The organism is Paraburkholderia sp. (genome assembly GCF_026225065.1).
GTDB lineage: Bacteria > Pseudomonadota > Gammaproteobacteria > Burkholderiales > Burkholderiaceae > Paraburkholderia.
Map to the genome: position 1 here is coordinate 24085 of NZ_JAMFSB010000012.1, position 18812 is coordinate 42896.

At 62.2% G+C, this 18812-nt stretch carries 9 protein-coding genes; all 9 read right to left on the reverse strand.

Translation table 11 applies throughout. The features are described 5' to 3' along the window. Window positions 1-11: 11 nt before the first annotated feature. Complete coding sequence (locus tag M0954_RS00530; protein WP_297351069.1) at window positions 12-1373, reverse strand: TldD/PmbA family protein; 1362 nt, start codon at window positions 1371-1373, stop codon at window positions 12-14. Continuing rightward, entirely contained in the window at window positions 1373-2809 is a 1437-nt protein-coding gene (locus M0954_RS00535) for a TldD/PmbA family protein (RefSeq protein WP_297351061.1), read from the reverse strand. Before M0954_RS00535 ends, M0954_RS00530 begins: the two co-directional genes overlap by 1 nt. Further along, window positions 2806-4449, reverse strand: coding sequence for an ABC transporter ATP-binding protein (locus M0954_RS00540; protein ID WP_297351063.1), 1644 nt, complete (start codon window positions 4447-4449; stop codon window positions 2806-2808). The genes M0954_RS00535 and M0954_RS00540 overlap by 4 nt, the downstream gene beginning before the upstream one ends. Continuing rightward, window positions 4449-5561: an ABC transporter permease gene (locus M0954_RS00545; protein ID WP_122154284.1), complete on the reverse strand. Its 1113-nt coding sequence runs from the start codon at window positions 5559-5561 to the stop codon at window positions 4449-4451. Before M0954_RS00545 ends, M0954_RS00540 begins: the two co-directional genes overlap by 1 nt. After that, entirely contained in the window at window positions 5515-6567 is a 1053-nt protein-coding gene (locus M0954_RS00550) for a microcin C ABC transporter permease YejB (protein WP_122154283.1), read from the reverse strand. The genes M0954_RS00545 and M0954_RS00550 overlap by 47 nt, the downstream gene beginning before the upstream one ends. An 8-nt stretch (window positions 6568-6575) precedes the next feature. Next, window positions 6576-8516 (reverse strand): extracellular solute-binding protein, encoded by a 1941-nt coding sequence (locus M0954_RS00555; protein WP_122155636.1) that lies wholly within the window; start codon window positions 8514-8516, stop codon window positions 6576-6578. A 324-nt stretch (window positions 8517-8840) separates the two neighbouring features. Next, window positions 8841-11549, reverse strand: a complete 2709-nt coding sequence (locus M0954_RS00560; RefSeq protein ID WP_123384327.1) for a TonB-dependent receptor — start codon at window positions 11547-11549, stop codon at window positions 8841-8843. 380 nt (window positions 11550-11929) lie between these two features. Continuing rightward, window positions 11930-12505, reverse strand: a complete 576-nt coding sequence (locus M0954_RS00565) for a cupin domain-containing protein (protein WP_074265128.1) — start codon at window positions 12503-12505, stop codon at window positions 11930-11932. A gap of 567 nt (window positions 12506-13072) precedes the next feature. Continuing rightward, window positions 13073-18812, reverse strand: a 5740-nt coding sequence (gene uvrA / locus M0954_RS00570; RefSeq protein WP_297351065.1) for an excinuclease ABC subunit UvrA, incomplete at its 5' end; no start/stop codon positions are given.

Consider the following 18812-nt stretch of genomic DNA (forward strand, 5'->3'; position numbering starts at 1 on the left):
TATCCATCCACTTACAGCGTCAATTCGAACGAACGCGCGAGCAGCCCCGGCAGGTGCATCCCGCCGGTCGCCCGTTCACCATAGGTGGAGTCGTTCAGCAGCAGTTCTGGCTGGGCGCCCAGCCGCTCCAGCTGATCGCCGAGCAGCCGGTACATGCTGTCGTCGAAACGCATCGCCTCGACCGGTGCGACGATCTTGCCGTTCTCCACCCAGAACGTCGCGAAGCGCGTCATGCCGGTCAGGCGGCAATTCATCCGGTCCGAGAAATTCACGTACCAGAGGTTGCCAATGTAAAGGCCGGTGTCGAGCTGCGCCAGCACGTCGTCTTCTGCCAGGTCGCCGCCTTCCATCGACAGCGCAACGGGTGATTCGGAGTCCAGTGCGCCGTTGGGCTGCAGTCCGTATTCGCGCGCGCTGCGGGCATTGGTCAGACGCTCCAGGCTGCGACCGTCCTGAATCAGCGGCACGCTGGCGCGCAGGTAGCCGTCTTCGTTGAAACCTGGCGTGATGCCGAGGCTCAGGTCTTCAGTGAGCGTCACGCGCGGATCGAGCGCCACTTCGCCAGTATGCAGTTTGTATAGCTCGCTGCGCGACGTGGCCTGCGCCCGCGACGAGAAGCCGCTCCAGGCGGTGACGCCCAATAGTTCTTCGAGTGCGGCCGGCGCGAGATACGACCGGTAGCGCCCCGGCGCCAACGCCCGCGGCGTCAGCGCGAGGATCGGCAGGCGGGCCGCCGCCTGCTCGACCTTGCGGGCAAACGTGGCGTCGCTCCAGTGGTCACCGGCGTAGCTCGTCTTGATGGCGCGGCCGCTCGGGTCGTACAGCGACCAGCTGAAGTTGAAGTTGCTGACCTCGTACCAGCCGCGGCTGCCTTTGGTCGACGCAAAGCCGCGCACGATCGTGCCGCCCGCATAAAAGCCCACGAAATCGAGCCCCTTCGCGCATTCGTCCACGGTGCGGACCAGCGCTTGCGGCTCCGGCACCTTGCCGTCGCGGCGCGTCGAACGTTCCCACTGCGACGTATCGAACAGCAGATGAGGATCGTCCGGCGCATCGCGCAGCCCATCGCGCAGCGTGGCGAGCGCACGGCTCACGTCCTGCAGGTCGCTGTCAGCTTCGCCGCAAACGGTCAGCGTCGAATACGCCTGGCGTGCTCCGTCGATCAGGCGCAGCGTCAGCTTGCCTTGCGAGACGCTACCGATCTGCCGCACCTTGGCCGCGTTGAAGCGGATGAAATCGGATTGCTCAGCCGAAAACGAAATCAGCGTGATTTCAGCGCCCTGCTGTGCATGCTCAACGGCATCGGCGAGCAGCAGGAAATGACGATGCCAGTCCACCGTCGACACGTTTTGCAACATCATGGAGCCGCTCATCATGCGCCTCCAAAGACGTCGATATTGCTGAACACGCAGGCAGGCGACGCATGGCCGACCCGAATCGCCTGGGATGGCTCACCTTTGCCGCACATCGGCGTGCCGAACAGCTGACGGGTGCTTGCGTTGCCGACCGCTGAGAGGCTGCGCCAGAAATTCGCGGAGATACCGCGATAGTTGGGCTGCTTGACGACCTGCGTGAGCTTGCCGTTTTCGATCAGTTGACCGAACTCGCAGCCGAACTGGAACTTGTTGCGATGGTCGTCGATAGACCACGACGTATTGCTGCGCATCAGAATTCCGTGTTCGATATTGGCGATCATCTCGTCGAGCGACTGGTCACCCGGTTCGATATTCAGATTCGCCATCCGATCGATCGGTGGGCGGTTCCAGTTCGATGCACGCGAATTCGCCACGCCGGGCAGATGTGCGCGCTGTTGCGATAGCGCGCCACCCAGCGGCCGCTCGAGCAGGCCGTCGCGAATCAGATAGTGCTTGTGCGCTGCGCTGCCGTCGTCGTCGAACGCGTAGGCCGCTGCTTCTTCGCGCAGTTCCGGATCGAACGTGACGTTCAGCAGTTCGGAGCCGTACTGGTAGCGGCCGAACATCTCCGCCTTCACAAAGCTCCAGCCGGCGTAATTGCGCTCGTCGCCGAGAATACGGTCGAGCTCGAGCGGATGGCCGATCGACTCGTGAATCTGCAGCATCATCTGGTCCGGCATCAGCAGCAGATCGCGCTTGCCGGACGGGCAATTCGGCGCATTCAGCAATTGCAGCGCCTCGTGCGCGATGCGTGCGCCCGCGCCGTCGAAACCGTAGCGCGCCAGCACCTCGAGACCTCCTTGCGCGAGCGTGCCGTAGTTACCGCCCAGCGTGCGCACCTGCGTGTCGCCATTGGCATGCGCGGCGACGCTCAACTGCGGCATCACAAAACGGAAATGCTGGTCGATCCGCACGCCGTCGCCGGTCATGTAAAGCTGATCGGTGTGCGTCACCTGCACGCTCGCAGCACGTTCGACGATGCGCGGGTCGATATTGGCCGCCGCGCACTCGCGCGAGAGCCGATCGAGCCAGTCGCGCCGGCTCGGCAACGCATGTTCCGCGTTCGGCGACACGTAGTGGCCGCTAGTGGCCGGACGCGCGATCTCGCGATGATCGATCAACGACAGTTCGCCGCTCGCCCTGGCGCGCGCGGTTGCGATGTCCAATGCAGCCTGCAAACCGGCTGCCGAGAGATTGGCGGTGGCCGCATAACCGGCACCGGCGCCTGCATAGGCGATCAGCATGGCGCCGCGGTCACGTATCGTGCGCAACGGCTGGGCGACATCGTTGCGGACTTCATGATCGTCGATCGTTTCGTCGACTATGCGCAGCGACCAGAAATCCGCGTCGCTTTTCAGCGTGCGGGCGGCTTGCGCCCACCGTTCGTCAATCATGCAATTTTCTCTTGGATATCGGCCACGGGCGCTATCATCGAGGACGCCAGCAACGACTGGGTATACGGGTGCGACGGCGCATGCAGCACGTCCATCGTATCGCCCGCTTCGACAATGCGGCCCGACTTCATCACGATCACGCGATGCGCCATGGCTTTCATCACCGCCAGATCGTGGGTGATGAACAGGTAGCTAAGCTTGTACTTTTTCTGCAGATTCGTCAGCAGATTCAGGACCTGCTTCTGGATCGACACGTCGAGCGCGCTGGTCGGCTCATCGAGCACCAGCAATTCGGGTTCGACGGCTAGAGCACGCGCAATCGCAATACGCTGACGCTGGCCGCCCGAGAATTCATGCGGGTAGCGCAGCATCGATTCAACCGGCATACCGACTTCTTCGAGCAACGCGCCGACGCGATCGCGCCGCACCCTCGCGTCGATGTCGGGACGATGCACGGCCAACCCTTCGCCGATGATCTGCTCAACCGTCATACGCGGCGACAGCGAGCCAAACGGGTCCTGAAACACCACCTGCATGCGCGAGTACAGCGCCCGCTTCGCCTTGGCGTTTTTCAGCGACGAGAGCGCCAGCCCGTCGATATCGATCGTCCCCGCGGCCGGATGCTGCAGGCCGAGTACGGTAGCGGCGAGCGTCGACTTGCCCGAGCCCGATTCGCCGACGATGCCGAGCGTCTCGCCGCGGCGCAACGACAGGTCCACATCGTGCACCGCGCGAAAGGTCGACTTGCCGAAGAGCGAGCGTAAGCCTTTCGCCGACACGTGATAGTCCACAGACAGACCCTTCACGTGAAGGATCTGCTGTGCGCCGTCTTCGACCGCCTCGATGTTACGTTGCGGTTCGCTGTCGAGCAGCCGCTTTGTATAGGGATGCTGAGGATTCGAAAACAGGGCTTCCGTGGTGTTGGTCTCGACCAGCACGCCCTTTTCCATCACCGCGACACGCTGCGCGAAGCGCTTCACCAGATTCAGGTCGTGCGTGATCAGCAGCACGGCCATGCCGCGCTCGGCGGCTTCCTGTTCCTGCAGCTCGATCAGCAGATCGACGATCTGCTGTCGCACGGTGACGTCGAGTGCGGTGGTCGGTTCGTCGGCCAGCAACAGACGCGGCCGGCATGCGAGCGCCATGGCGATCATCGCGCGCTGACGCTGGCCGCCCGACAACTGGTGCGGGAAACTGTCGATGCGGCGTTCCGGCTCGGGAATGCCAGTACGGCGCAGCAGTTCGATGCCCCGCGCGCGCGCCGCATTCGGGCGCATGCCCTCGTGCAGGCGCAAGCTTTCGGCGATCTGCTTGCCGACCGTGTAGAGCGGATTCAACGCCGTCATCGGCTCCTGGAACACCATCGCGACATCCGCGCCGCGAATTCCGCGCATCTGCTGTTCGGTCTTTTGCAGCAGATCTTCGCCGTCGAGCAACATACGCCCGCTCAGATCCGCCTGGTCCACGAGACGCAGGATCGACAAGGCGGTCACGCTCTTGCCCGAGCCCGATTCGCCGACCAGCGCGACGCGTTCGCCGCGCGCAATCGACAGGCTCAGTTCCTGCACCGCGACCTTGTCGCCGAAGCGCACCGAGAAGCGGTCGATTTCCAGCAAGGGCTTGTTCAAAGGCTTGTTCATTACTTGCCACCCCCGAACGCCGAAGCACGCATGCGCGTATCGAGCGCGTTGCGCAAGGCATCGCCCATGAAGGTCAGCAACAGCAGCGTGATCACCAGCGCCGAAAACGCGGAGATCGAAATCCACCATGCGTCTAGGTTGTTCTTGCCTTCGGCGAGCAACTCGCCGAGGCTAGGCGTCGGCGGCGGCACACCGAGGCCAAGGAAGTCGAGACTGGTCAGCGACAGGATGGCGGCGCTCATGCGGAACGGCAGGAACGTGATCACCGGCGTCAGGCTGTTAGGCAGCACGTGTTTCCACATGATCTGCCAGTTCGACAGGCCCATCGTGCGGGCAGCCTTCACATAGTCGAGCGAACGGTTGCGCAGGAATTCGGCGCGCACGTAGTCCGACAGCACCAGCCAGCCGAACATCGACAGCAGGATAAAGAGCAGCCACAGCGTCGGTTCGAAGATCGAAGCGAAGATGATCAGCAGGTACAGGTCCGGCATCGAGCTCCAGATTTCGATCAGACGCTGGCCGATCAGGTCGGTGCGCCCGCCATAGAAGCCCTGCACGGCGCCCGTGAGGACGCCGATTGCCACGCCCGAGACCGTCAACGCAAACGCCATCAGCACCGACAGGCGGAAACCGTACAGCAGCCGCGACAGCACATCGCGGCCGAACTGGTCGGTGCCGAGCCAGTTGCTCGACGACGGCGGAGCCGGATACGGATGCGCCGCGAAGTAGTCGATCGTGTCGTAGTGGTAATGATTCGGCGGATACACCGCGAAGTTGCCGTTGCCCTGAATGCGCGAACGGATATACGGGTCAAGGTAGTTGGTCTTGGCCGGGAAGTCGCCGCCGAACAGCGTCTCCGAGTAGTCCTTCACGATCGGAAAGTAGTAGTGGCCGTTGTAGTGCACGATCAGCGGGCGATCGTTGGCGAGCACTTCGCCAAACAGGCTGATCACGAACAGCGCGCCGAAAATCAGCAGGCTCCAGTAACCGAGACGCTGGCTCTTGAAACGCTGCCACGTGCGCCGCCACGGCGACACCGAGGCGACGAGCGTGACGGCCGACGGGTCAGCGGCCCAGGCGGTTGAATTGGATGCGGGGGTCGACGAGGACATAGCAGACGTCAGCAATAAGTTTGGTTACAAGACCGATCAGCGTGAACAGGAAGAGCGAACCGAGGACGACGGGGTAATCGCGGCGGATTACGGAGTCGTAGGACAGTTGGCCCATACCGTCGAGCGAGAACAGGGTTTCGATCAGCAGGTTGCCGTTCAGGAATGCCCCCACGAAAGCGGCGGGCAGACCTGTCAGCAGCGGAATCGCAGCGTTGCGCAGCACGTGCTTCCACAGCACGTCGCGCTCCGGCGCCCCTTTGGCTCTTGCGGTCAGCACATATTGCCGGCCAATCTCCTCAAGGAAGGTGTTCTTCGTCAGGATGGTGACGATAGCGAAGTTGCCGACTACCGATGCGGTGACAGGCAGCACGATGTGCCACAGGTAATCGAGCATCTTGCCGAATGCGCTCAGGTCCTGGAAGTTATCCGAGGTGAGGCCGCGCATTGGAAACACCTGCCAGAAGGTGCCGCCGCCGAACAGCATCAGCAACAGCACGCCGAGCACGAAGCCTGGGATTGCGTAACCCGAGAGCACCAGCACGCTGGTGACCGTGTCGAACCGTGAGCCGTTGCGCACTGCTTTCGCAATGCCCAACGGCACCGATATCAGGTAAGTGAGTATCACCGTCCATAAGCCGAGCGTGATCGATACCGGCAGCTTGGACTTGATCACGTCCCACACGCTGTCGTGCTGATAGTAGGACTGCCCGAGATTGAAGGTCGCGTAGTTCTTCATCATCAGGGCGTAGCGCGTGAGCGGCGGCTTGTCGAAGCCAAACTGCTTCTTGATCTGCTCCAGCTGCTGCGGGTCGACGCCCTGGCTGCCGTGATAGCCGCCACCGCCCGACCCCGCCTCTCCGCCACGGCCTTTGCCGTGGCGGAGTTGCGTCATCACCTGTTCGACCGGCCCACCCGGCACGAACTGCGTGACGACAAAGGTAAGGGTCACGACGCCGATCAAGGTCGGCACCATCAACAACAGACGTCTAAGAATGTAAGCAAGCATGGTGAACCTCAGTTTGCTGCGGATGGAGCAGAAACCGGCGTGGCCGCGGAAAGCGCCGCCTGCGGTTTCTTGTACCAGTAGTCGATGATCCAGTCTTCCGCCTGGTACGTGACCGGCACGATCTTCGGATACGCCAGCGTCGTCTTGTAGCCGATGCGGGAATATGCGTTGTAGTACTGCGGCACGAGGTAATACTCGTTGATCAGCACACGGTCGAGCGCGCGGGTGGCCGCTTCGAGGTCGTCGAGGTTGTTCGCGGCGAGCGCCGCGTGAACCAGCGCGTCAACCGCTTTCGACTGAATCCCCGGGTAGTTTTCCGAGCCCACCTGTGTCGCCGCCTCGCTGCCGAACCGGCGCTCCAGCTCCGCGCCAGGAATCGTGACCGGCGGGTAGATGAAGGTGGTCATGTCGTATTCGAAGTTGTCGAGACGCTTCTGATACAGCGCGCTGTCGATTTCGCGCATATGTGCCTGAATCCCGAGCGTACTGAGAGCCTGCATGTACGGCAAGATCAAACGGTCCATGCCGGGCTCGTCGTCCATGACCTCGATCGTCATCGGATTGCCGTTGGCGTCACGCAGAGCGCCGTCACGGTAGTGCCAGCCGGCTTGCGCGAGCAGATCGCGAGCTTCGACGAGGTTGCCGCGCAGCGAGTTCGGCGCCAGCGTGTTGGCCTGCTTCACTGCCGGGCCGAACACTTCAGGCGGCAGGTCCGCGCGGAACGGTTCAAGCAACGCGAGTTCCTTCTGGCTCGGCATGCCCGTCGCGCCGAACGGGCTGGCGTCGAAATAGCTGTTCAGACGCGTGTACTGGCCGTAGAACATCATCCGGTTCATCCAGTCGTAGTCGAACGCAAGCGCCAGTGCGTGGCGTACGCGGGCGTCCTTGAACATCGGCCGGCGCAGATTGATCAGGAAACCTTGCATTTGCGCCGGGCCGTCCGGCACATCGACCTGCTTGAGCAGACCGCTCTTGAAGTTCTTGCCGACGTACTTGCGCGCCCATTGGGTGGCGCTGTATTCGACTCGGACGTCTGCGTCGCCGGCCTTGAAGGCCTCGAGCATCGTGTACTGGTCCAGATACAGCTTGAAACGGATGCGGTCGAAGCGGAACATGCCGCGCCGCGTCGGCAGATTCGCCGCCCAATAGTTCGGATTGCGGACGTATTCGATGTCCTTGTCGTTCTTGCGCTGTGTGATCAGGTACGGGCCGCTTGCGATCGGCGGCGTTGTTGCGATCTGATCGAACGGAGGACGTTTGCCGTCGGCCGTCATGCCCCACTTCGGCGAAAACACCGGCAGGTCGCCGACAATCAGAGGCGCATCGCGCTCGGCTCGCTTGAAATCGAAGCGGATCGTCATCTTGTCGATGACCGTCGCGCGCTTGATGATCGAGAACTGCGCGTTGAACAGTGGCGAGGCCTGCGGGCTCGTCAACGTATCGAAAGAATATTTGACGTCGGCGGCCGTGATCGGGTCGCCATTCGAAAATCGCGCGGCGGGATTGATGTGAAACGTCGCGGAAGTCAGGTCCGGCGCCACGTCCACATTGTCCGCAATCAACGCATACTCGGACGCCAGTTCGTCCCAGCTACGCTGCATCAGCGTGTCGAACATCAGGTTCTGGATGTCCGGCGCAGGCGCGCCACGGACCAGAAACGGATTGAGCGAATCGTAGCTCTGCAGTTCGTTGTAATTCTCGAAACTCAGCGTGCCAGTGTTCGGCGCGTCAGGATCCGCGTAATCGAAATGCGTGAAATTGGCGGGATATTTGGGCTGATCGTATTGGGCGATCGCGGAGGCGGCATGGGCCGGCGTGACCGCCAGACTCATTACACCAAGCAGTGCAGCAACCAGCGCCGGTGCAGCGCGGGTGGCAGCTTGCCGGGTCGCCAGGGCGCAAGAGATCGTCCATGCGGCGCGCGGCAACCGAAACTTCACAATTCTCATCATCAGTATGCGTAGGTCGCGGGCTGGCTTGTGGCCGACACGCGGTTCGTCGGATCGACCAGGGCAATGCCAACCGCCATCGCCCGGATCACTTAAGGCGTCGCATGGCGCCTTGGGTTACGGGTAGCGTCGCACGACAGGTCCTGAACAGCAAGACCACATCGCTTACGCAATCCCTGCGTTCCTCTCGCGCTGGCCGGTCCGGCATGACATGTCCGTCACGGCGACGTACGGAGAAGCTCACAGTGTGCTACTTACGAAAAAAAGTCGCTCCGGCGGCACAAAGAATGCCGGAGCGACAATCGTCAACAGGCTTACAACTTGTTAGAACTTATACGTTGCACCCACTTGCAGGTAACGGCCCATGTACGTGTACAGGGACTGGTCGTAACCGGTCAGGTCGGTTGCATTGACCCACAGCGGATCGTACGGCGGCGCACGATTGAAGATGTTGTTCATGCCGCCGTAGATCGTCCAGTGCTTGAAGCCCGTGTACGCTACGTTCAGGTTGAACTGGCTATACGAACCCGTCGTGTAGTTCAGACCCAGCGCATCGGCGTACGGACCCGTGTATTGCCATTCCAGATCGGCATTCCACTGGTGGAAATTCCACGACAGGTCCGTGTTGCCCTTCCAGCGCGGGAACGAACCGCCGAACGGCTGCGCAAGCGTCAGGTCGTTACCTGCGCCGTCAACCTGCGAGGAGAGACCACCCACGCCGTTCATGTAGAAGTGCCAAATATAGGCCCAGTCAGCCGTGAGCTTGAACGTACCGATCGGGGTCGGCAACGACTGCGCGAACGTCGTTTCGAAGCCGTCCGTGTTGAACGAACCCAGGTTCTCGTACTCGTTGACCATGTACGAGATCGAACCATCCGGGTTGAAGACCGTGGCCGCCGGGTTGGTCTGCGTGCCGATCGCCTTGTCGACCTCAATCTTGTACCAGTCGAAACCGATGTCGGTCGTACGGGTCGGCGACAGTTCGAAGCCGATGTTGTAGTTCTTCGTACGTTCCGGCTGCAGAGCCGGGTTGCCCTTGGTGACGACGTTCTCGTCCTGGCCATTGGGACCGATTGGCTGAATGCCAAGGCTCGACGAGTTCGTATTTTCGAGGAATTCCGGTGCACGGAAGCCACGGTTATACGAAGCGTACGCGGTGAACTGCTGGATCGGCTGGAAGCGCAGGGCGAAACGCGGCGAGAACGCACCGCCGAAGTCGCTGTAGTGGTCGTAACGGCCCGACTGGCTGAACGTCAGCATCTTGTCGATCAACGGCACATCGACCTGGTAATACACGGCCGCTACGTTGCGGTCACCGGCCACTTCCTGAGTGTTCGGATTCAGCGTATAGGGGCTCTGGTAGGCGCCGCCTTCTTCGATCAGTTCGCTTTCGTGCAGGAACTGCGCGCCGAGGCCGAGGCCAACGTCACCAGTCGGGATATGGAACAGGTTCGGTGTCGCCAGCGTTGCGTCGAGGGCGTCAAGCTTGGAAATACCGAGGTTGTTCGCTGTCGTCAGAATGTTGCTCAGGGCGCCCGGCGTAGCCGACGGATTCACGTAGTTAAACGTGCCGTTGGCAAGTTCGTTGGTCAGCGCGACCGGATTGACGATGCTGCCGTAGGTGTTGCTCACCGTACTCATGGAATGGGTGTAACCCACATTCCAGTCCCAGTCTTCCTTACCGAGCTCGTAGCTGCCCTTCACGCCCATCGCTGCGCGCCAGTAGTTCGCATCCGTGGTCGAGCTGTACGTGGTCGGCAACGCGCCAAAAATTTCCTGGGAGACGCCGGTCGTGTTGAACGGATTGGACGCCAACGCGGTAAACGAAACCGGAACAACCGACTTCGTGGCCGGGTTGTACTGGAGGCCATTGCCGTAGCCCGCATAACCATCGTTGGCCGTCGTCGTATTGTTGCTTTCCCACAAGTCAGCATACGCGGTCGTCGTATCGTTGATCTTGAAGTCAGCGTGAACCTTGGCGTTCAGACGCTCGGTCATCGGCTCGATCGAGTAGTCTTCAGCCGAGTTCCTCTGGCAGACGGTACCACCCGTAATTGCGCCCGCTCCGGCTTGCGTCGCGATGATGTTGCTGCCCACCGGCACTTGCGCACCCGGCGCGCAACCAAACCCGGTAGTGACACCCGTGGCGGAGTTCAGGTAATACGACGGAGCTTTAACAGAGCCGCCAAAAGGCTGGTTGCTGAAGTCCTGGTTCTGGGTGGTATCGCGGTCGGCAAGCGTATAACCGTTCGACTTGTAGTAGCTGGCAGCCGCCGTGACATTGAAGCCGTCGGAGGCCAGGTTGCCGAAGCCGCCGAGGGCGCCGAACTTGATCGTGCCGCCGCCGCCTTGCGTGGCGCCGCCGTAGCTGCCGTCGAGCTGCAGGCCCTGGAAGTCATGCTTCGTGATGATGTTGACCACACCACCAATAGCATCGGAACCGTACTGGGACACAGCACCCGTCTTCACGACTTCGATGCGGTCAACTACGTCCAGCGGAATCGTGTTCAGGTCGAAGAACTGGTCCGTGCCGTTGACAGCGAACGCGTACGGTGCAACACGCTGACCGTCGACGAGCACAAGCGTGTACTTTTCGCTAAGGCCGCGCAGTGCGATACCCGAACCGCCGGCAGCAAAGCTGTCCGAGGTCGATTCGCTCCAGCTGTTGGCCGAGTTGGCGGAGATGTCGCGCATGTAATCGGACACGTCCTTCGCACCAGAATCCTGGATCTGCTTCGCGGTAACGACCTGTACCTGCTGGAAGCCCACTTTGTCCGACTGGCGGATCAGCGAGCCCGTCACCTGGAACGTCTGCAACTGCTTGACGTTCTTGTTGCTACTCGTCGCTGTCGCGCCCGATGCTGCCGTCGGAGCGGCCGCCGCTGCTTTGCCCGGGGCCGCTGCGGCTGGTGCCGGCGTCTCCGTGGTAGCCGGCTGACTTTGCGCAAACGCCGGAACGGCGATTGCGGTCGTCAGTGCCAGTTCGGCCCAGATTATTCGTCTGATGGCCAACGCCAATGCCCGTTGTTTCATTTTTCCCCTTCTCACTCGTCAGTAAGGCCACACACCTGTTTGTGCGAAGAGAGGTCTTTTGAACCTCTCTACTCGTTTGCGGCGACGTTCGCCGCGCGCCGTCAAAGTTGCCCTGCGGTCGTACAACTTCAAAAACACGACCGATTTCCAATCCATTGCAGCGAGATAGACAGGGCACTTCGACTTATTAATTTCTAACTACAAAAACATTACAATTTAGTTGTATTTACTTTCATTTTTATTTCAATCATTCGGCGAACATCAGCTTATGACCGAGCCGTCGCCAATCGATTGATACTGCAAATTTACGTTACGGGTTAACCTGTAGGAGTGCTTAGGGATGTATTCAGACCGCCCCATCGCAAACGCAATGACCGCTACTAAAACAATCTTGGTGTGCCTACCCAGACGAGCACCGTCTCTTCGCCCGCGGTGTTAGCCCATGCGTGCGGGACCGTTGACTCGTAGTGCGCGGTGTCACCGGCCTGCAGCACGAACGTCGTACCTTCCAGCGTCAGAGCGATCTGTCCGCTCATCACATACAAAAACTCTTCTCCTGCGTGCGTCGTCACTTCCGACGGTTGCTGGCCCGCTGGCATCTTCACCAGAATCGCTTCCAGCTTCCGGTCGACCGACAGGTTCGTCAGCCTGCCGAACAGGTTCGCCGAATCGGCAAACCCAAAAAATTTCAGTTCATCTCCGCGGCACACCGACTTCGCTTCGGTCGGCGTTTCCACGAAATACTGCACCGTGACACCCAGTGCCTGCGCAATGCCGACTAGCGACGTGAGCGACGGCGTAGCCTGCCCTCGTTCCACTTGCGACAGGAACGGCTTCGAGATGCCAGCCGCTTTTGCCGTTTCATCTAACGTGCGTTTAAGCCGTTGTCGCAACGCGCGAATCTTGCTGCCCATCGCGAGTGCGGCTGCGGCCTTCTTATCGAGTGGCGGAACCATAGCAAGACAGAATCCAGTAGTCAAAATTTGTTTGATCTAAGCAAATTAAGTTACATCGAGTGGGCGATGTCGGGCGCAAAGTCAGTCGAAAAATTGGGTTAGTGATCGCCCTGGGCGATAACCGGATGAAACCGGTCACCTGGGCGAGGATCGAATTCATCCAGTGTCCTGAGATGGTTGAATGCACAACTAAAGTGCGAGCGCATTCCCTTCCCGGCCTGGAATCGTTGAATTGGAATAGAAAACCTTATGCGCGAGACCGGCGGAAATCTGGCCGGCAGGCGCAAGCGCGTTGGCGCGCCTGATGGAGAGTGACGATATCAAGACAAAATCGTCCGTCAAACTTTTTTTGATGGGAACAGATAGTGTTTAGAGTATTTCTTCCAATTACAGGGTGAACTCCGGGCCAAAACGGGCAGCAGACGCTCTTTTAGGATTAATAGTGACGCCTGCCGCAAGCAGGGAAAACCCTCGTCGCAAATACGCGACAAAGGCCTCCCCTGGATCTCAATCGTGGGGGCTTTTTGAGACCGCCAACATGATTGCCTGACTCAGCCACGGCTTGGGTCAACCGTGAGTGCCATCTCCGGCCTCGACCGGTAGCGCCGCCCGTTGGTTGACTCCACGCTCCAGCACCGGACGCAGCGCCGCGCCGGTATGGCTTTCGCGAACCTTAACCAGCCCTTCCGGATCCGTCGCCGCGACAATCGAGCCGCCGCCGACTCCGCCCTCCGGCCCCAGGTCGATGATCCAGTCGGCTTCGGCAATCACGTCGAGATCATGCTCGATGACCACCACGCTATGACCGCCGTCCACCAGCCGGTGCAGCACGCGAATCAGCCGAGCCACATCCGCCATATGCAGGCCAACCGTCGGCTCGTCCAGCACATAGAGCGTGTGCGGCGCCTTCTGACCGCGCCGCGTGATGTCGTCACGCACCTTGCTCAACTCGGTGACGAGTTTGATGCGCTGCGCTTCGCCGCCCGAGAGCGTCGGCGATGGCTGACCTAGTGTCAGATAGCCGAGGCCGACATCCTTCATCAACTGCAACGGATGCGCGATGTTCGTGATGGGCGCGAAGAATTCGACGGCCTCGTCGATCTCCATGGTCAGCACGTCGCCGATGTTCTTGCCCCGCCACGTGACCGCCAGCGTCTCCGGGTTGAAGCGCTGGCCGTGACAGACGTCGCACGGCACCTTCACGTCCGGCAGGAAGCTCATGCCGATGGTGCGCACGCCCTGGCCTTCGCACGCCGGGCAGCGGCCATCTCCGGTATTGAACGAGAAGCGCGAGGCCGTGTAGCCACGAGCGCGCGCCTCCAGCGTGCCGGCAAACAGTTTGCGGATGGCATCCCATACGCCTATATAAGTAGCCGGACAGGAACGTGGCGTTTTGCCGATCGGCGTCTGATCAACTTCGAGCACCCGGTCGATGCTCTCCCACCCGGTGACCGCATCGCAGCCCTGCCACGCATGCGTGACGTTCAGTTGCGCCCGCGGTGCGCTGCGGGCCAGCACGCTTGAGCGCCGGTTAGCCGCCGGTTCGTCTTGCGCCGCCTTGCGGGCACGGCGGGTAGCCGGTGACGACAGCACGGAGCGCCCCACCGCATCGAGCAGGTTCGCCATGAGCACATCGCGCGCAAGCGTCGACTTGCCCGAGCCGCTCACCCCTGTCACCGCCACGAGGCGCGCCAGCGGCAGCCCCACGGTCACGTTGCGCAGGTTGTGCAGCTTGCCGCCGTGTACGGTCAGCCACTGCTCCGGCACCGCCGCCGCGCTTTTGATCTTCGGCTTCACCGTGCGGCGCGGCTGCAACGGATGCACGATCGGGTTCGCGAGGAATTGCCCTGTCAACGAGTCGGATTGCGCCGACAGATCAGCTACGCTGCCCTGCGCGACCAGCGTGCCGCCGCGCTTGCCCGCGCCCGGCCCGATATCGATGATGTGGTCGGCACGCCGGATGGTGTCTTCGTCATGCTCCACGACGACCAGCGTATTGCCCTTCTCGCCGAGCTTGCGCAGCGCGTTCAGCAGAATCTGGTTGTCGCGCGGATGGAGGCAGATGGTCGGCTCGTCGAGTACGTAGCAGACCCCTTGCAGATTGCTGCCCAGTTGCGCCGCCAGCCGGATGCGTTGCGCCTCGCCGCCCGACAGGCTCGGTGCCGCGCGGTCCAGGCTCAGATAGCCAAGCCCCACCTCCTCGAGGAACTGCAGGCGGCTGCCGATCTCACTTACGACGTCGCGGGCAATGTCCGCGTCGCGACCCTTCAGGTCCAGCGAGTCTACCCAACGACGCGTGTCGCTCACCGCCCATTGCGCAACATCGACGATCGCCTGGGACTCGAAGGTGACCGCGCGGGCGGTCGGATTCAGGCGCGTGCCGTGGCAATCCGGGCACGGTTCGTCGACCACGCCTTCCGGTTCCTGCTCTTCGGAGGGCAAGCTCTGCTCGCGCCCGCGGCCGTCTTCGGCGACGACCGTATCGTCGTAGGCCGCGCGCTGCTCGCGTGTGAGCGCGAGGCCTGTGCCGACGCAGGTCGTACACCAGCCATGCTTGCTGTTGTACGAAAACATCCGCGGGTCCAGTTCCGGATAGCTCGTGCCGCACACCGGACAGGCACGTTTGGTGGACAACACTTTCACCGTCCCGAGCCTCGCGGTGGCACGGCCGCTCTTAAGCGCATTCTGCAGGCCGTCGAGCGGCGCGAGCAAATGCATCACGCCCTTGCCGATTTCGAGCGTTTCGCAGAGCAGACGGCGCAATTCTGCTTCGTTGTCGGCGGACACGACGATGTCGGCCACCGGCAACTCGATCGTGTGCTCGCGGAAACGGTCGAGCTTGGGCCACGGGTCGACCGGCAAGAACTCGCCGTCCACTCGCAGGTGGGAATTGCCGCGTGCTTTCGCCCATTTGGCGAGGTCGGTATAGATACCCTTGCGGTTCACCACCAGCGGCGCGAGGAAGCCGACGTGCTGGCCCTTGTGGTCGCGCAGCAACTGCGCTGCGATCGACTCGACGCTTTGCGCGGTGACCGGCGTGCCGTCGTGAATGCAATGTTGCAGTCCCAGTTTGACGTACAGCAACCGCAAGAAATGCCAGACTTCCGAGGTCGTGGCCACGGTACTCTTGCGGCCGCCGCGCGAGAGCCGCTGCTCGATCGCCACGGTCGGCGGAATGCCATACACCGCGTCGACTTCGGGACGCCCTGCCGGCTGCACGATCGAACGGGCATAGGCGTTGAGCGATTCGAGGTAGCGGCGCTGCCCCTCGTGGAACAGGATGTCGAACGCAAGCGTCGACTTGCCTGAACCGGACACGCCCGTGATCACGTTGAACTTGCCATGCGGGATATCGACGTCAAGCGATTTCAGGTTGTGCTCGCGCGCATTGACGATGCGCACCACGTCCTCGCCTTCCACGGCACGACGCGCACGCGCCGCCGTCAACGCCTTCTGCAACGGCATGCCTTGCACGGCGGGATCTGCGGCGGCGTTCATGGCCGCGTCGTACTGAAGCAGCGCCTGGCCGGTGTACGACTCGGCGCATGTCTTGACCTGTTCGGGTGTGCCCGCGCACAGCACCCGGCCGCCAGCGTCGCCGCCTTCCGGCCCGAGGTCGATCAGCCAGTCGGCGGCGCGGATCACGTCGAGGTTGTGCTCGATCACGATCAAAGAATGGCCGCCCGCCAGCAGTTTGCCGAACGCCTGCATCAGCTTGGCGATGTCGTCGAAATGCAGGCCCGTGGTTGGCTCGTCGAACATGAAGAGCCGCACCGCGGTTGCCTGCTTCGCGCTGCGGGCGGTCTTCGCTTGAGCGGCTTCCGCAAGGAACCCCGCCAGCTTGAGCCGCTGCGCTTCGCCGCCGGACAAAGTGGGCACCGGCTGACCCAGTTTCACGTATTCGAGGCCCACATCGACAATCGGCTTCAGCACGCGCAGCACTTCCGCATCCTCGGCGAAGTACGCGGTTGCCTCGCTGACGGTCAGCTCCAGCACGTCGGCGATACTCAACGCACGCGCCGGTGTGCCGCGCTCGATCTTCACCTCGAGCAGTTCGGCGCGATAGCGGCGGCCATCGCAATCCGGACAACGCAGATAGACATCGCTCAGGAACTGCATCTCGATGTGCTCGAAGCCCGAACCGCCGCAAGTCGGGCAGCGGCCGTCGCCCGAGTTGAAGCTGAACATGCCCGGACCGTAGCCGCGCTGTTGTGCGAGCGGTACCTTGGCGAACAGCTTGCGGATCTCGTCGAACGCGCCGACGTAACTCGCTGGGTTCGAGCGGGCCGTCTTGCCGATCGGCGACTGGTCGACGAACACGACCTCGTTCACCTGATCGGCGCCGACCAGACGCCGGAACGCACCGGGCGATTCCGTCGCGACGCCGAAGTGGCGCGCCAGCGCCGGATACAGCACGTCCTGGATCAGTGTCGATTTGCCGGATCCCGAAACGCCGGTGACGCACACGAGGCGCTGCAACGGGATTTCGACGGTCGCGTCCTGCAGATTGTGTTGGCTAGCACCTTCGAGCACGATGCGTGGCGTGTCCTTCGTCACCGGCCGGCTCGACCAGTGCGAGACGTCCGCCACATGGCGGCGTCCGCCGAGATACTCGCCCGTTAGCGTGCCCGACGAGCGGATGTCTTCTGGGACGCCGTCGAAAATGATCGTGCCGCCGCGCTCACCCGGGCCGGGGCCCATGTCGATCAGACGGTCTGCCGCGAGCATCACTGACGGGTCGTGTTCGACCACCACCAGCGTGTTGCCCGCATCGCGCAAACGGTGCATCGCTTCCACGATGCGGTTCAGATCGCGCGGATGCAGCCCGATGCTCGGCTCGTCGAGCACGAACAGCGTTTTGGTAAGCGACGTGCCCAGCGCCGTCGTGAGGTTGATACGCTGCACCTCGCCGCCCGACAGCGTGCGGCTCTGGCGGTCCAGCGTCAGATAGCCGAGCCCGACATCGCACAGATACTTCAGCCGCGTGCGCACCTCGGCGAGCAGCAGCTTCAGGGCGTCGTCGAGCAGCGCGCTCGGGAGGTTGAGGTTGTCGAAGAAGCGCCGGATGCGCTCGATCGGCAGCAGCATCAGGTCGTGCACCGTTAGACCAGGCAGTGCTTCGAGTTGCGCGCGGTTCCAGTCCACGCCGCGTGGCAGAAAGCGCTGCACCGGTTCCAGTACGGCGTCCGCGTTGAGCTTCGTGCCGAGACGCCACAACAGCGATTCGGTCTTCAGACGCGCGCCGCCGCACACCTCGCATGGCGTGTAGCTGCGGTACTTCGACAGCAGCACGCGAATGTGCATCTTGTACGCTTTCGATTCGAGGTATTCAAAAAAGCGCTTCACGCCGTACCAGTGGGTCTGCCACTTGCCGTTCCAGTCAGGCGAGCCGTTGATGACCCAATCGCGCTGCGGCTGGGTCAACGCCGACCAGGCCGTATCACGCGGGATGCCGGCCTTGGCCGCATAACGCATCAGATCGTCCTGACACTCCTTCCAGGCGGGCGTTTGCATGGGTTTGATCGCGCCGCCGCGCAAGGTCTTGCGCTCGTCGGGAATCACAAGGCCCAAATCGACGCCGATCACGCGGCCAAAGCCGCGACAGGTTTCGCACGCGCCATAGGCAGAGTTAAACGAAAACAGCGCAGGCTGTGGATCGGCGTAGCGCAGGTCGCTGTCCGGGTTGTGCAAGCCGGTGGAGAAGCGCCAGATTTGCGGCTCGGCTTCGGCGGACTCTTCCGACGCCTGCGGCAGCACATAGACATTCACACGGCCGCCGCCGCGCTTCAAGGACGCTTCAATGGCTTCGACGGCACGGCCCTTTTCGACCGCGCTCAGGCGGAAGCGGTCGGCCACGACGTCGAGCAGCTTGCGCGGGCCAGTGGGCGACGGCACCTCCCTCTGCGCCTGCACGCGCGTGTAGCCGCTCGCGGAGAGCCATTGCGCGACCTCTTCTTCGGTGGCGGATTCGGGCAGTTCGACCGGAAACGTCACCACGAGGCGCGGATCGTCCGCCGCCGTGCGCGCCGCCAAATCGCCGTAGATCGTCTCCGGTGAGTCGTGCCGCACGGGCTGGGCCGTCTTGCGGTCGAACAGCTCGGCGGCGCGCGCGTACAGCAGCTTCAGATGATCGTTGAGTTCGGTCATCGTGCCGACGGTGGAGCGCGAGGTGCGCACCGGATTGACCTGGTCGATCGCTATGGCGGGCGGACTGTGCTCGATGCGATCGACCTGCGGCTTGTCCATGCGGTCGAGGAACTGCCGCGCGTAGGGCGAGAAGGTCTCGACATAGCGTCGCTGGCCTTCG